11 protein-coding genes are annotated in these 13,411 nt (G+C 69.6%); 8 read left to right on the top strand and 3 right to left on the bottom strand.

The annotated features are described in order from the left end of the window. Window positions 1-39 precede the first annotated feature (39 nt). A complete protein-coding gene (locus LBN7_RS03775; protein ID WP_116634600.1) occupies window positions 40-312 on the bottom strand; it encodes a GlsB/YeaQ/YmgE family stress response membrane protein in 273 nt (90 codons plus the stop codon). Between the two features lie 175 nt (window positions 313-487). Beyond that, window positions 488-1,396, bottom strand: a complete 909-nt coding sequence (locus tag LBN7_RS03770) for a Bax inhibitor-1/YccA family protein (RefSeq protein ID WP_116634601.1) — start codon at window positions 1,394-1,396, stop codon at window positions 488-490. Between the two features lie 90 nt (window positions 1,397-1,486). Between LBN7_RS03770 and LBN7_RS03765 the strand changes: the two genes are divergently transcribed. Then, window positions 1,487-2,473 (top strand): glycerophosphodiester phosphodiesterase family protein, encoded by a 987-nt coding sequence (locus tag LBN7_RS03765; RefSeq protein WP_341946052.1) that lies wholly within the window; start codon window positions 1,487-1,489, stop codon window positions 2,471-2,473. Between the two features lie 10 nt (window positions 2,474-2,483). On the opposite strand, the gene LBN7_RS03760 is transcribed toward LBN7_RS03765, so the two are convergent. Beyond that, the gene (locus LBN7_RS03760; RefSeq protein WP_116634602.1) at window positions 2,484-2,888 is read right to left on the bottom strand and encodes a YccF domain-containing protein; all 405 of its coding nucleotides are present in this window, start codon (window positions 2,886-2,888) and stop codon (window positions 2,484-2,486) included. 89 nt (window positions 2,889-2,977) lie between these two features. Here LBN7_RS03760 and LBN7_RS03755 point away from each other — a divergent pair, with 89 nt between their 5' ends. The 7 genes from LBN7_RS03755 (at window position 2,978) to LBN7_RS03725 (ending at window position 13,404) form a co-directional block, all read left to right on the top strand. Further along, complete coding sequence (locus tag LBN7_RS03755; protein ID WP_407360988.1) at window positions 2,978-3,946, top strand: ABC transporter ATP-binding protein; 969 nt, start codon at window positions 2,978-2,980, stop codon at window positions 3,944-3,946. Beyond that, window positions 3,943-4,965 (top strand): ABC transporter permease, encoded by a 1,023-nt coding sequence (locus LBN7_RS03750; RefSeq protein WP_407360987.1) that lies wholly within the window; start codon window positions 3,943-3,945, stop codon window positions 4,963-4,965. Before LBN7_RS03755 ends, LBN7_RS03750 begins: the two co-directional genes overlap by 4 nt. Before the next feature lie 135 nt (window positions 4,966-5,100). Then, window positions 5,101-8,223 carry a lamin tail domain-containing protein gene (locus LBN7_RS03745; RefSeq protein ID WP_407360986.1) on the top strand — a complete coding sequence of 1,041 codons (3,123 nt, stop codon included), beginning with the start codon at window positions 5,101-5,103 and terminating at the stop codon, window positions 8,221-8,223. Window positions 8,224-8,336: 113 nt separating this feature from the next. Next, entirely contained in the window at window positions 8,337-10,796 is a 2,460-nt protein-coding gene (locus LBN7_RS03740; RefSeq protein ID WP_407360985.1) for an ATP-dependent helicase, read from the top strand. 28 nt (window positions 10,797-10,824) lie between these two features. Then, window positions 10,825-11,988, top strand: coding sequence for an SseB family protein (locus LBN7_RS03735; RefSeq protein WP_341946046.1), 1,164 nt, complete (start codon window positions 10,825-10,827; stop codon window positions 11,986-11,988). A gap of 43 nt (window positions 11,989-12,031) precedes the next feature. Continuing rightward, window positions 12,032-13,102 carry a non-homologous end-joining DNA ligase gene (gene ligD, locus LBN7_RS03730; RefSeq protein WP_407360984.1) on the top strand — a complete coding sequence of 357 codons (1,071 nt, stop codon included), beginning with the start codon at window positions 12,032-12,034 and terminating at the stop codon, window positions 13,100-13,102. Between the two features lie 38 nt (window positions 13,103-13,140). Continuing rightward, complete coding sequence (locus LBN7_RS03725; RefSeq protein WP_116634609.1) at window positions 13,141-13,404, top strand: ribbon-helix-helix domain-containing protein; 264 nt, start codon at window positions 13,141-13,143, stop codon at window positions 13,402-13,404. Window positions 13,405-13,411: the final 7 nt, after the last annotated feature.

Raw genomic sequence — 13,411 nt, 5'->3', positions numbered from 1 at the left:
GACGGGCCTCTGGGGTGCTGTGCGGGCGTCAGTATCCGCTCAGTTGCGAGCCTTGCTGCCGCGGCCGACGATCAGGCCGTAGATCAGCAGCACGACGATGGCGCCGCCGATCGCGAGGAGCCAGGTCTGCAGGCTCCAGAACTCCTCCAGGCCCACACCGAAGATGACGGATCCGAGCCAGCCGCCGAGGAAGGCGCCGACCACGCCGAGCAGGAGCGTGACGATCCAGCCGCCGCCCTGCTTGCCCGGGAGGATCAGCTTGGCGATGGCGCCGGCGATGAGGCCGAGAAGAAGGAATCCGAGGAAACTCATGGTCTGCTCCTTTGTGTTGCGAATACCCGTGGTGTCGGGTCTCGCAGATGACTATGCCGTTCGACCATCCGCGAGGACACCCCCTTGCGCGCACCTCCCCGGGTATGGCAAGAGGCCCGCCTCCCCAGGGGAGACGGGCCTCTCGACGAGGTCTCTGATCAGCTGATCATCGTGATCAGTTGCTGCGGACGATCGCGATGATGCGCAGGATCTCGACGTAGAGCCAGACGACCGTGACCATGATGCCGAAGGCGCCCATCCAGCCGAACTGGCGCGGAGCGCCGTTGCGGACGCCCTGCTGGATCTGGTCGAAGTCGAGCACCAGCGAGTACGCGGCCATGATGACGACGAGCACACCGATGATGAGTCCGAGCGGGATTCCGGCGATCGACGCGCTCAGCAGGCCGAACGCCTGTCCCTCGGGCAGCACGCCCGTCCACATCAGGACGAGGTTCAGCAGCGAGAAGACGAGGTAGCCGACCATGGCGATCATGAAGACCTTGGTGGCCTTCTTCGACGCGCGGATCTTGCCGCTGGCGAAGAGGGCCAGCGTGACGCCGACGACGGAGACCGTCGCGAGGGTCGCCTGGAAGACGATGCCGGGGTAGATGACCTCGAAGAACGCCGAGATGCCACCCACGAAGAGGCCCTCGAAAGCCGCGTAGGCGAAGATCAGCGCGGGGCGCACCTTCTTGCGCGACGTGAAGGTGATGACCATGGCGAGCACGAAGCCGCCGAGGGCGCCGATGATCCACGGCAGCATCGAGACGCCGCCGTAGGGGTTCATCTGGACCCCGCCGAGCGTCCAGACCCAGCCGACGGCCGCGGTCACGAGAAGGATGGCGAACAGGCCGGCGGTCTTCCAGACGGTGTCCTCGACGGACATCCGGTCGGTCTCGATGGCGCCGGCGGGAGGTGCCGCGTACATGCCCTCGAGCTGCGCGTTGGCCGCGGCATCCATCGTGGCGTGCTGGAAGGAGGCGTTCTGCGCACCCTGAGCGGCCTGCGGTCCGCCCGGGTAGGTCGCGACATTGCGCGGATCCTGCTGCTTGAACGCCGGGTTGTTGAAGGCGAAGTTGCTCATTGGTGGGCCTCACTCCAAAAGGGGGTCGTAGGTCGCTTTCCTCTACGATACCCGCGTGGTGGCGGGTGTGGGGTGTTCTACGCTGAGAGCGTGCCAAGGAAATCGCCCCTCGTCATCGGGCATCGTGGTGCGCCCGGCTACCGCCCGGAGCACAGCCGTTCCTCCTACGAACTCGCACTGGCGATGGGTGTCGACGCGGTGGAGCCCGACGTGGTGGCCACGAAGGACGGCGTCCTCGTCGTCCGCCACGAGAACGAGATCTCCGGCACGACCGACATCGCCCGGCATCCGGAGTTCGCCGACCGCAAGACGACCAAGCGCGTCGACGGGCAGGCGCTGACGGGCTGGTTCACCGAGGACTTCACCTGGGCGGAGCTGTCGACCCTGCGCGGGCGCGAGCGGCTGCCCGAGGTGCGCGCCTCCAGTGCGAGCTTCGACGACGCGCAGGCGATCCTCCGCCTGCGCGACGTGCTCGACATCGTGCGCGAGGGCTCGGTGGAGCACGGTCGCGAGATCGGCGTCGTGCTCGAGGTCAAGCACGCGACGTACTTCGCCAGCATCGGGCTCGATCTCGCACCGCTCATCGAGAGGGAGCTCCGCGATGCGGGCTGGGCGGACGGCGAGCTGCCGCTGATCATCGAGTGCTTCGAGTCCACCGTGCTCGGCCAGCTGCGCGCACGCGGGATCTCCGCGTCGTACGTGTATCTCATCGAGGCGGCGGGGCGCCCGTACGACCTGCTCGTCGCCGAGGGCAAGCAGGCGCTCACCTACAAGGCGACGGTCACGCCGCACGGCCTCGACGAGCTGGTCGGCAAGGTCGACGGGATCAGCGTGAACAAGAAGATGCTGCTCGCCCGCGGCAGCACGATCGTGCCGGACGCGCACGCGCGCGGGCTCAAGGTCTTCACCTGGACATGCCGCCCGGAGAACGCGTTCCTCGCGGCGGAGTTCCGAGGGCCCGGCGGCAAGGGAGCCTTCGGCGACTACGAGTCGGAGTGGGGCGTGATCGCCCGATCGGGCGTCGACGGCGTCTTCGTCGACCACCCCGACCTGGGCGTGAGCTTCTTCCGCAGCTGACCTCGCGGCGTCAGGATCCGAGCGTGCGGTCGAACGCGCCCCTGCGGGTGGAGACGATCTCTTTGCCGAGCGGCATCAGCGAGACCGGGACCATCTTGAAGTCGGCGATGCCCATCGGGATGCCGATGATCGTGATGCACAGCGCGATACCCGAGATGATGTGCCCGATCGCGAGCCACCAGCCGGCGAGGATCACCCAGAGCACGTTGCCCAGGAACGACCCGACGCCGGCGGTCGGCTTGCTGACGACCTCGCGGCCGAACGGCCAGATCGCGTACCGCGCGATGCGGAACGAGGCGATCGCCCACGGGATCGTGATGATCGGGATGCACAGCAGGACGCCGGCCAGGATGTAGCCGAGGAACAGAGCCCATCCCGCCAGGATCACCCAGATGATGTTGAGGATCGTGCGCATGGATCGATTGTGTCACCTGCGATCCGAGCCGGCTGAGCATCCGCCCCGAGCTCCCGGGCCGCGCTGCACCCGGATGGCAGACTGACCGCATGACCGGAATCGTCGTGGAAGACGTCAGCAGAGCATTCGGGACGGTTCAGGCCGTGCGAGCGGCCACCCTCCGCGCGGAGCCGGGGCGCGTCACCGGACTCGTGGGGCCGAACGGCGCGGGCAAGACCACGCTGCTTCTGATGCTCGCCTCCCTGCTCGCTCCCGACACCGGCCGGATCAGCATCGGCGGCGTCGACCCCTCCGCAGACCCGCTCGCCGCTCGACGGCGACTGGGGTGGATGCCGGATGCGCTCGGCGCCTGGCCGTCGCTCACCGCCCGGGAGACCATCGTCACGACGGCTCGCCTCTACGACATGCCGAAGCCCGAGGCGGCGACCCGCGCAGAGCAGCTGCTGGCGCTCGTCGGGCTCGGCGACCTCGCCGATGCACCCGCGAAGGTGCTCTCCCGCGGACAGAAGCAGAAGCTGGGCCTCGCCCGCGCCCTGGTGCACGACCCCCAGGTGCTGCTGCTCGACGAACCGGCATCCGGTCTCGATCCCGAGGCGCGTGTGCACCTGCGGGTCCTGCTGCGCCGTTTCGCGGCGGAGGGCCGCACGGTCCTGATCTCCAGCCATATCCTCTCCGAGCTGGAGGAGGTCGTCGACGATGCGGTGTTCCTCGTCGCCGGGTCGGTCGTCGACGCGGCCCCGGCCCAGGCGTCGGTGCGCGCATGGCGGGTCCGCCTCGCCGGAGCGACGCCGGAGCGGATGAACGCCGACGCCTGGCAGGTCGCCTCCCTGCTGGGCCTCGCTCCCGAGTCGCTCGGATCCGACCGCGGCGCCGTCCTGGTCGGCTTCACCGACGACGACGGCGCGGCCCAGGCGCTGCGCCGCCTCGTCGAGGCCGGGCTCCCGGTGGCGGAGTTCGCCCCCGCGCAGAGCGCGCTCGAACACACGTTCCTGAACCTCCCGCAGCCACCGGCATCCGCCCCCACCCCGCCCCCGGCCGGAACGGAGGCAGGCGCATGAGTCTCGCGCACATCGGCACCGTCGCCCGCCTCGAGCTGACCCAGCGCCTGCGCAGCGTCAGCTGGTACGTCCTCCTCGGGGTGTTCGCGCTCGTCCTGCTCGGCATCACCGGGCTCGCGTTCGCCGTGTACTCCTGGGGTGACGCCGTCGGAGCCGGGGTCTACTCGATCGTCGTCAACATCGTCCTGCTGCTGGTGGTGCTGGTCTCGCCGACGCTCAGCGGCAACGCGATCAACGGCGACCGCGATGCCGCGACGCTCGCCGCGGTCCAGGTCACCGCCGTCTCGACCGGCGACATCATGATCGGCAAGCTCGTCGCCGCCATCGCGACGGGCGGCGCGTTCCTCGTCGTGGCGTTGCCGTTCCTCGCGTTCTCCCTGCTCGGCGGCGGAGCGAACGCCGCCGTCCTGCTCGTCTCCCTCCTCGTCCTCGCGGTGGAGATCGTCGTGGTCGCCGCGATCGGCGTGGGACTGAGCGGACTGCTCGCGCGTCCGCTGTTCTCGGTCGCGACGACCTACCTCGTCGTGTCGGTGCTCGTGATCGGCACGCTCATCGTCTTCCTCCTCGGCGGGATGGCGGTGCGCGGCGAGGCGACCAGCTATCACCGTCCGTACGACTCTTCCGGGAACGTCGACTGCGAGCGCTGGGAGAGCAACAGCTACGAGGTGCCGCGGTTCGATCTCGTCTGGTGGGCGCTCGCCGCCAACCCGTTCATGGTGCTCGCGGATGCGACCCCGACCGAGCTCTCCGCCGACGGCTACCCCGTCGACCTGTTCGGGCAGATCAAGTACGGGGTGCGCAGCGCGCAGCTGTCACCCCTCGAGCAGCGCTGGGACGAGTGCGATCCGAGCGGTGGCGTCACCGGTCGGACACCGCAGGAGGTCCTCGACTCGACCGTGCCGAGCTGGTTCGTCGGGCTGGGAGTGCAGCTCGTCATCGCCGGCTCCCTGTTCGCCGGGGCGTGGGCGCGCACCCGCACGCCGGCGCGACGGCTTCCGCCGGGCACCCGCATCGCCTGAGCCAGAGCCCACGCGGCACGGGAGGTGAACGGCCACCCGTCGTTCACCTCCCGTGCACGTGCGAGTCGCCGCGCGGCCACGCGGAGTCGGTGGTCTGGAGGCCTACCCGTCTGAACCCCTACCCAGGAGTCCTCCATGCCCCGCCTGCACTACGCAGCGGCGGTCACGGCCGTCTGCGCCCTCAGCGCCGCCGCCCTGCTCGCCACCCCGGTCGCCGCGGTCGGCGCCGATCCCGGCATCCGTCCCGTCGAGGAGGCTCCGGGCGTCACCGCGTCCGCGGGTCTCGTGCTCAACGAGATCATCTACGACGACGCAGCGACCGGTCTCGCCGATCAGGTCGAGCTCTACAACGCCGGCACCGAGTCGGTCGCCCTCGACGGCTGGTACATCTCCGACGAGAAGCGCGACACGTTCGGATCTGCGCCGGAAGGCACGTCGCTGGCGCCGGGGGAGTTCCTCGTTCTTCAGAAGGATGTCGACTTCGGCTTCGGGCTGGGCAAGGGCGACGAGGTCGTGCTGTTCGACCCGACCGGTGCGGAGATCGACGCCTACGCGTACGAGAACACCGCGCCGCTGTCGGACTGGTCGCGGTGCCCTGACGGCACAGGGGAGTGGGCGCACGCGACGGCAGCAACACCCGGTGCAGCCAACGACTGCTCGGTGACCCCCGTCGACGGTGCGATCGTCATCAACGAGGTGGATTCGCAGCCGGCCGACTGGGTGGAGTTCCACAACCCCGGCGACGCGGCACTCGACATCTCGGGCTACGAGGTCCGCGACAACTCGGATGACCACCGCTGGCAGTTCCTGCCCGGCACGACGATCGAGGCGGGAGCCTTCCTCGTCGTGGAGGAGGGCACGATCGGACTCGTCGGAGGCGCGGAAGCGGCATTCCGCGATCCGATCGGCATCGGCAGCGCCGACCGCATCCGTCTCTACGACGCCGGTGGCACGATGATCGACGACACGCTGCCCTGGTCCGGACACGCGGCCATCGACGGGGACTTCGCCGCAGCGACGCTCGCACGCTGCCCCGACGGCGAGGGCGCGTTCCTGCTGGCCCACCCCACCCCGGGTGCGGCGAACTCCTGCGTGATGCCGGACGTCGTCATCAACGAGATCGAGTCGAACGGCGATGCCACCGATTGGGTCGAGATCGTCAACACCGGAGCGACGGCGGTCGACCTCTCGGGGTGGTCCGTGATGGACAACGATCCGAACGGCCATGCCGCGGAGACCACGCCGCTTCCGGCCGGCACGATCCTCGAGCCCGGCGCCTACTTCGTGTTCGACCAGCCCGCGAACTTCGTGTTCGGGCTCGGCAACGGCGACACCGTGACGATCCGCGACGCCAACGGGAACACGGTCGACGAGCACGTCTACGCGGCGCACGCCGAGGGCGTCTGGGCGCGCTGCGCCGACGGCACGGGCGAGTTCGCCGATGTGGCCGTGTCGACCAAGGGACTCCGCAACGCCTGCGGCAACCCCGTGCGCATCAACGAGGTCGAGTCCGACGGCGGCTCCCCGGACGACTGGGTGGAGCTCGTGAACCCTACGACGGCGGCCCTCGACGTCTCGGGCGTCGTCGTGAAGGACGATGACGACGCACACGCGTATGCGATCCCCGCCGGCACCTCGATCGCGGCCGGCGGATACCTCGTCGTCGAGCGCGAGCAGCTGGGCTTCGGTCTCGGCGGCGGCGACACGGTGCGCCTGTTCGACGGAGACCTGCTGATCGACGAGACCACCTGGGGTGAGGGCCACGCGGCGACCACGTGGGGCCGCTGCCCCGACGCCACCGGGGTCTTTGCGACCACGACCGAGTCCACGAAGGGCGCGGCGAACGTCTGCGACGGCGAGGTCACGGTCTCGCCGTGGCCCGGCTCCGCCGACGTGCGCGCGCTCGACGGCGTCCCGACCTTCCTCGAGGACAGCTCGGGCCTCGACGTGCAGGAGACCGCCGACGGCGTGTTCCTCTGGGCGGTCGACAACGGCGAAGGGCGCATCTGGAAGCTCGAGGCGCATGCCGACGGCTCGGTGGAGAAGGTCGACGGCTGGAACGACGGCAAGCGCGTCCGCTTCCAGAAGGACGCCGAGGACCCGGGAGCCGCAGGTCCTGACACCGAGGGCATCACGGTCGACGGCGCAGGCGCGGTCTACGTCGCCTCCGAACGCGACAACAGCGCCAAGGGCGTGAACCAGAACGTCGTGCTGAAGGTGGCCCCGGATGCCGCGGCGGGAGACCTCGTCGCGGAGCAGGAGTGGGATCTGACCGCGCTGCTGCCGGCCGTCGGAGCCAACCTCGGCATGGAGGCCGTCCAGTGGGTGCCTGACGCGGCGCTCGCCGGAAAGCTCTTCGATGACAACACCGGAGCCGCGTACGACCCGTCGGCATACGCCGGGCACGGAGACGGGCTGTTCTTCGTCGCCGTCGAGGACAACGGACACGTCTACGCCTTCGCGCTCGCCGCGGACGGCACGGCGACGCTGGTGTCGGAGATCGCCCCCGGGCTCCCCGGGGTCATGGCACTCGACTACGACGGCGTGCGGAACACGCTGTGGGCGGTCTGCGACGACGGATGCCAGGGCCGCTCGGCCGAGATCACCCTGAACGGCACCGCGAAGCCGGGTGTCGCGCACTACGCGCGCCCCGCCGGGATGCCGGACGTCAACAACGAGGGCTTCGCCACGGCTCCGGCCTCGCTGTCGGTCGACGGTCAGCGCCCGGTCTGGTGGTTCGCCGACGGCTTCGCGTCGGAGGCGCTGCGCGTCGGGACCCTCCCGGGTGTCGACGGCGAGAACCCCGGCGGCGAGAACCCCGGCGGGGAGAACCCCGGTGGCGAGACGCCGCCGCTGCCCGGCACGGATCTGGTCGACGGCAACCGCAACGGCGTGACGGTCGACCCGGCGGTCGCGACGCGAGGCCAGACGGTCACGGTCACGGTCGGAGCGGATGCCGCCGGCGCGGACGTCGCGGTGTGGATGTACTCCGACCCGGTGCGCATCGCGACCGGATCGCTCTCGGCATCCGGCGCTCTGACCGTCACGATCCCGGCGGATGCCGCGCTCGGCGCGCACCGGATCGCGGTCTACGCGGCCGACGGCACGCTGCTCGGATGGGCGGACATCCGCGTCACGGCGGCGTCCGGCGGTCTGGCGGCCACGGGAGCGGAGCTGCCCATCGCAGCGATCGCGCTCGCGCTGATGCTGCTGACGGCGGGTGGCATCGCCGTCGTTCGGCGCCGACGCACCGCCTGACACCGACCCGCGACACGAGGGGTGTGCGAGTTCGCTCGTGCACCCCTCCCGTCTCTCGACGGCCGTCGTCGCCGTGCCGCGGTGTCGGTGCCGCGGCCTAGACTCATAAGGCCATGACCGAAGCTCCCCTCATCGTCCCCGGAACCGCCGGTCCCCGCTCCGCAGGGGCCGAGGGACAGGACGACCTCCTCGCCGGACTGAACCCGCAGCAGCTCGAAGCCGTCACCTACCGCGGACCCGCGCTGCTCATCGTCGCGGGCGCCGGATCCGGCAAGACGAGCGTGCTCACGCGCCGCATCGCGTCGCTGCTCCGCGGCCGCGAGGCGTGGCCGAGCCAGATCCTCGCGATCACGTTCACGAACAAGGCTGCGGGCGAGATGCGCGAGCGCGTCGCCGGACTCATCGGCGACGCCGCCCGCGGCATGTGGATCTCGACGTTCCACTCCGCGTGCGTGCGCATCCTGCGCCGCGAGGCCGAGCAGTTCGGGTTCACGAAGACGTTCACGATCTACGACTCGGGTGACTCGCGCGCGCTCATCAAGCGCCTCGTGAAGGAGCACGAGGCCGATGCCTACGGCCTCACCCCGGCCTCCGTGCAGTCGCGCATCTCGAAGCTCAAGAACGAGCTCTCCGATGCCGAGTCGTACGCCCGCCAGGCCAACATGAGCGACCCGACCGAGCGCATCTTCGTCGAGCTGTTCGCCGACTACCAGCGGCAGCTGCAGAAGGCCAACGCCTTCGACTTCGACGATCTCATCGGTCAGACGGTGTACCTCTTCCGTGCCTTCCCGCAGGTCGCCGACACCTATCGGCGCCGCTTCCGGCACATCCTGGTCGACGAGTACCAGGACACCAACCACGCGCAGTACGCGCTGATCCACGAGCTGACGAGGCCGGTCTCCTCCGACGCTCCCGATCCGTATGCCTCGAACGGCATGATGATCTTCGAACCTGAGACGACCCCCGCCCTCGGCGGTGCCTCGCTCACGGTGGTCGGCGACTCCGACCAGTCGATCTACGCGTTCCGCGGCGCCGACATCCGCAACATCAGCGAGTTCGAACGCGACTTCCCGGGTGCGCGGGTGGTGCTGCTCGAGCAGAACTACCGCTCGACCCAGAACATCCTGTCCGCGGCGAACGCCGTCATCGGCAACAACTTCGACCGCAAGGACAAGAAGCTCTGGAGCGACAAGGGCGACGGCGACGCCATCATCGGCTTCACCGGCTACTCGCAGCACGATGAGGCGCAGTTCGTGGCCGACGAGATCGAGGTGCTGCGCCGAGCCGGCATGCCGTACTCGGAGATGGCCGTGTTCTACCGCACCAACTCGCAGTCCCGCGCGCTGGAGGAGATCTTCATCCGCTCCGCGGTGCCGTACAAGATCATGGGCGGCACGAAGTTCTACGAGCGCGCCGAGATCAAGGACGCGCTCGCCTACCTCGTCGCTGTCGCGAACCCGGCCGACGAGATGTCGGTGCGCCGCATCCTGAACAAGCCGCGCCGCGGCATCGGCGACGTCACGGAGACCGCGATCGCTCGCTTCGCAGAGGAGCACGGCATCAGCTTCCGCGATGCCCTGGCCAACTCGGCGCAACTCGGCTTCGGCCCGAAGATCCAGGCCGCGATCGCGCACCTCGACGCCGTTCTCGCCGAGGCCACGGCGATCATGCTCCCGGCATCCGGCGAGCTCCCGGCCCCGACCACCGTCGCCGACGGCTTGAGCCTGCTGCTCTCGAAGAGCGGGTACCTCGATTCGCTCCGGGCGAGCCGCGACCCGCAGGACGAGGCCCGCGTCGAGAACCTCGACGAGTTCGTCGCCGTCGCCCGCGACTTCGCGCGCAACAACCCCGAGGGCACGATCGTCGACTTCCTCACCGAGGTCGCGCTGGTGTCGGATGCCGACGACCTCGACGACGAGTCCGGAACGGTCTCCCTGATGACGATGCACACGGCGAAGGGCCTCGAGTACGACGCCGTGTTCGTCACGGGCGTCGAGGAAGACCTCATCCCGCATCGCATCTCGGCGGGCGAGCCCGGAGGCCCCCAGGAGGAGCGCCGACTGTTCTACGTCGGCATCACCCGGGCCCGCAAGCGGCTGCACCTCTCGCTCGCGATGACCAGGGCGCAGTTCGGCGAGGTCACGGTCGCGATGCCCAGTCGCTTCCTGCAGGAGATCCCCGCGGCGCTGATCGACTGGCGCCAGTCGCCGGGCGACGTCAACTCGCGTGGGGGCATGCAGTCGCGTGCCCTGAACGCGCGTCGTTCCGGCGGATTCGGCGGATCGGGCTCGGGTTCGGGCGACCGGTTCGGCGTCAAGGCGCTGCCGGGCAGGGAATCGCTCAAGCCGCTCTCGACAGCGATGGACAAGTTCCCCAACCGCGTCACCGCCAAGATGCGCGACAACGGCGACCTCGAGCTCACCGCAGGTGATCGCATCCGTCACGTCGACTTCGGCGAGGGCAGGGTCGATGCCGTGACCGGTGAGGGCGCGAAGCGCATCGCGCACGTGCGCTTCGACACCGCGGGGCAGAAGAAGCTGCTCATCAAGGTCGCGCCGATCGAGAAGATCTAGGGCTCGCGAGCGGGTTAGGCTGGCTCATATGGCCCTCTTCTCCCGCCGCAAGAAGTCCAGCGACGACGCCGTCGCCCCGGCAGCAGACGCCCCCGAGACCGAATCGCGCACGCCCGCCGACGACGCAGCCGAGACGGCTGTCGCCGAACCGGTCGCCGCGGCGCCCACGATCGGCATCTCCGTCCAGGCGTTCCGCGGCGTCGGTGAGGAAGCCGGCCCCGAGGTCGCTCTGCCCGACCCCGAGGCGGCGCCCGGGGCAGCGGCATCCGCTTCTCCGTCGGCCCCGTCGGGTCTGCCGACTCCGCGGCCGTCGGCGGCGCAGCCCGCCCCCCAGCTCGCGATTCCGCAGGACCGGCGGCTCCCGCTCGCGCCGAGCCTGCCGCCCGAGCAGACCGAGACCATCGCCGGGATGAAGGACAACGTCCTGCTCCGCGAGGCCCTCAAGGAGGTCGAGGCCGGCGCGACGAACGAGCAGCTGCTCGGCGTCATGCGCCAGGCTCTGCAGGGGCACCTGTACATCCGCGTGATCGGCGACGCGCGCACGCAGATCAGCGAGGGCAAGCCGCTCGCGGTCGCGGTCGTCCGTGATGCCGAGCGCCAGTTCATGCTCGCGTTCAGCTCCGCTGCCGCCGTGCGCGACTCGGTGCAGTTGGAAGACGATCCCGCCGCGAGCTCGGCGGTGGCGCAGCCGGTCACCTCCGTGCTGCAGCAGGTGGTGTCCGGCGACTTCGCGGGTCTCATCGTGGACAACGCCTCCGCACCGCACCGCGTGGTGTTCCCGACCGAGCTGCTGCAGAAGACGCTCGATCAGGCCGACGTCGACATGACGGTCAAGTCGCTCCTCGCCGCGCCGCGGGAACAGGACTCCGCCGCGAAGGTCGGGGAGGCGCTCGCGTCGAAGCGCATGTGGGTGGCCGTGAACGACGGCAGCGGCACCGGTCAGGTCGGCATCGCCGAGGCGCAGACCACCGACGGCCGACGGTTCCTCCAGCTCTTCTCGCATCCGCTCGAGGTCATCGCGCTCGGCCGGGGCGATCGCCCGCTGCCGTTCGAACCCGAGCAGCTCGCCAAGGTGCTCTCGAGTCACGCCGAGATGGCCGGCGTGATCGTCGACACCGCGGGGCCGTCGATCGTCGTCGAGCGCGACGCGCTCGCACCGGTCCTGGTGCTCGCGGTCGACCTCGACGACTGAGCGCGGTCTTCCCCGGAATCCGTCGGCACCCTAGGGTCGGAGCATGGCCTCCGAACGCGTGACCCTGACCGTCGCCGACTCCGACGGAGAGCGCGAGGTCGTGCTCTCCAGCCCCAACCGTGTGGTGTGGCCGGACCTCGGCATCACCAAGGCCGAGCTCGCCGAGTACGTGCAGTCGGTGTCGATCGCATTCCTCAACGCGAACGGCAACAGGGCCGTGTCCCTCGAGCGCTTCCGCGACGGCATCGAAGCGGCGGGAAAGCCGCGGAAGGAGGGGTTCTTCTCGAAGAACCCGCCGAAGGGCACGCCTGACTTCGTCGACGCCGAGATGATGACCTACAACAGCGGGCGCCAGCATCCGCAGATCGTCCTCAACCGCGCCAGTGCGATCGTCTGGGCCGTGCAGATGAACACGATCGTGTTCCATCCCTGGGCGTCGCTGGCGACGGATGCCGACAACCCCGTCGAACTGCGCATCGACCTGGACCCGCAGCCGGGAACGGACTTCGCGGATGCCGTCACCGCCGCACACACGCTGCGCGAGGTGCTTCGCGAGGCCGGCCTCGACGCGTTCGCCAAGACCAGCGGCAACCGCGGTCTGCACATCTTCGCCCCCATCGAGCCGACGCATGAGTTCCTCGACGTGCGTCATGCCGTGATCGCCGCCGGGCGGGAGCTGGAGCGCCGGATGCCGGAGCAGGTCACCATGAACTGGTGGAAGGAGGAGCGCGGGGAGCGGATCTTCGTCGACTTCAACCAGGCCAACCGGGACCGCACGATGGCCGGCGCCTACAGTCCACGTGCCCTGCCGGGTGCGACCGTCTCGACGCCGGTCCTGTGGGAGGAGCTCGACGGGCTCGACCCGACCGTGTTCACGGTGCGCAGCATCCCGCAGCGGCTCGCGGACGTCGGCGACCCCTGGGCGGACATGCAGACCTCGCCGGGACGCATCGACACCCTGCTCGAGTGGTGGGAGCGCGACAAGGAGAACGGGCTCGGTGAGCTGTCCTTCCCGCCGGAGTTCCCGAAGATGCCCGGGGAGCCGCCGCGTGTGCAGCCGAGCAAGAAGGTCGCCGGCAACTGGGATGCCGAGGGCAATCCGATTGATGATTGACCGTTGATCCTCAGGCATTTTCGTCATACATTAATGACATGGCAGCGCGAGAGACGATCAACGGAAAGCCCGTCACGGAGGAACAGATCGCCGCTTGGGCGGCCGAAGCCGAGGCGGGTTACGACGTCGAGGCGATGAAGCGACGCGGACGCGGACGCCCAGGGCGGGGCGCCGAACCGTCTCAAGTCGTCGCTCTGCGTCTCACGCTGGACGAGATCGCGGCCCTCGATGCGCGTGCTCAGCGTGAAGGAAAGACCCGTTCGGAGGTCATCCGCGACGCGCTGACGGCGTCGGCGGCGTGAAAGCACA

The sequence above is a fragment of the Microbacterium sp. LBN7 genome (assembly GCF_045690345.1).
GTDB lineage: Bacteria > Actinomycetota > Actinomycetes > Actinomycetales > Microbacteriaceae > Microbacterium.
Note: the sequence above shows the minus strand (reverse complement) of the source record. Positions and strands in the feature narration are given on the sequence as shown.

Excerpts from the sequence above, each read along its gene's own strand:
- LBN7_RS03775 (WP_116634600.1), bottom strand. The coding sequence starts at position 312 with ATGAGTTTCCTCGGATTCCTTCTTCTCGGCCTCATCGCCGGCGCCATC.
- LBN7_RS03740 (WP_407360985.1), top strand. The coding sequence starts at position 8,337 with ATGACCGAAGCTCCCCTCATCGTCCCCGGAACCGCCGGTCCCCGCTCC.
- LBN7_RS03750 (WP_407360987.1), top strand. The coding sequence starts at position 3,943 with ATGAGTCTCGCGCACATCGGCACCGTCGCCCGCCTCGAGCTGACCCAG.
- ligD (WP_407360984.1), top strand. The coding sequence starts at position 12,032 with ATGGCCTCCGAACGCGTGACCCTGACCGTCGCCGACTCCGACGGAGAG.
- LBN7_RS03725 (WP_116634609.1), top strand. The coding sequence starts at position 13,141 with ATGGCAGCGCGAGAGACGATCAACGGAAAGCCCGTCACGGAGGAACAG.
- LBN7_RS03745 (WP_407360986.1), top strand. The coding sequence starts at position 5,101 with ATGCCCCGCCTGCACTACGCAGCGGCGGTCACGGCCGTCTGCGCCCTC.
- LBN7_RS03760 (WP_116634602.1), bottom strand. The coding sequence starts at position 2,888 with ATGCGCACGATCCTCAACATCATCTGGGTGATCCTGGCGGGATGGGCT.
- LBN7_RS03735 (WP_341946046.1), top strand. The coding sequence starts at position 10,825 with ATGGCCCTCTTCTCCCGCCGCAAGAAGTCCAGCGACGACGCCGTCGCC.
- LBN7_RS03770 (WP_116634601.1), bottom strand. The coding sequence starts at position 1,396 with ATGAGCAACTTCGCCTTCAACAACCCGGCGTTCAAGCAGCAGGATCCG.
- LBN7_RS03755 (WP_407360988.1), top strand. The coding sequence starts at position 2,978 with ATGACCGGAATCGTCGTGGAAGACGTCAGCAGAGCATTCGGGACGGTT.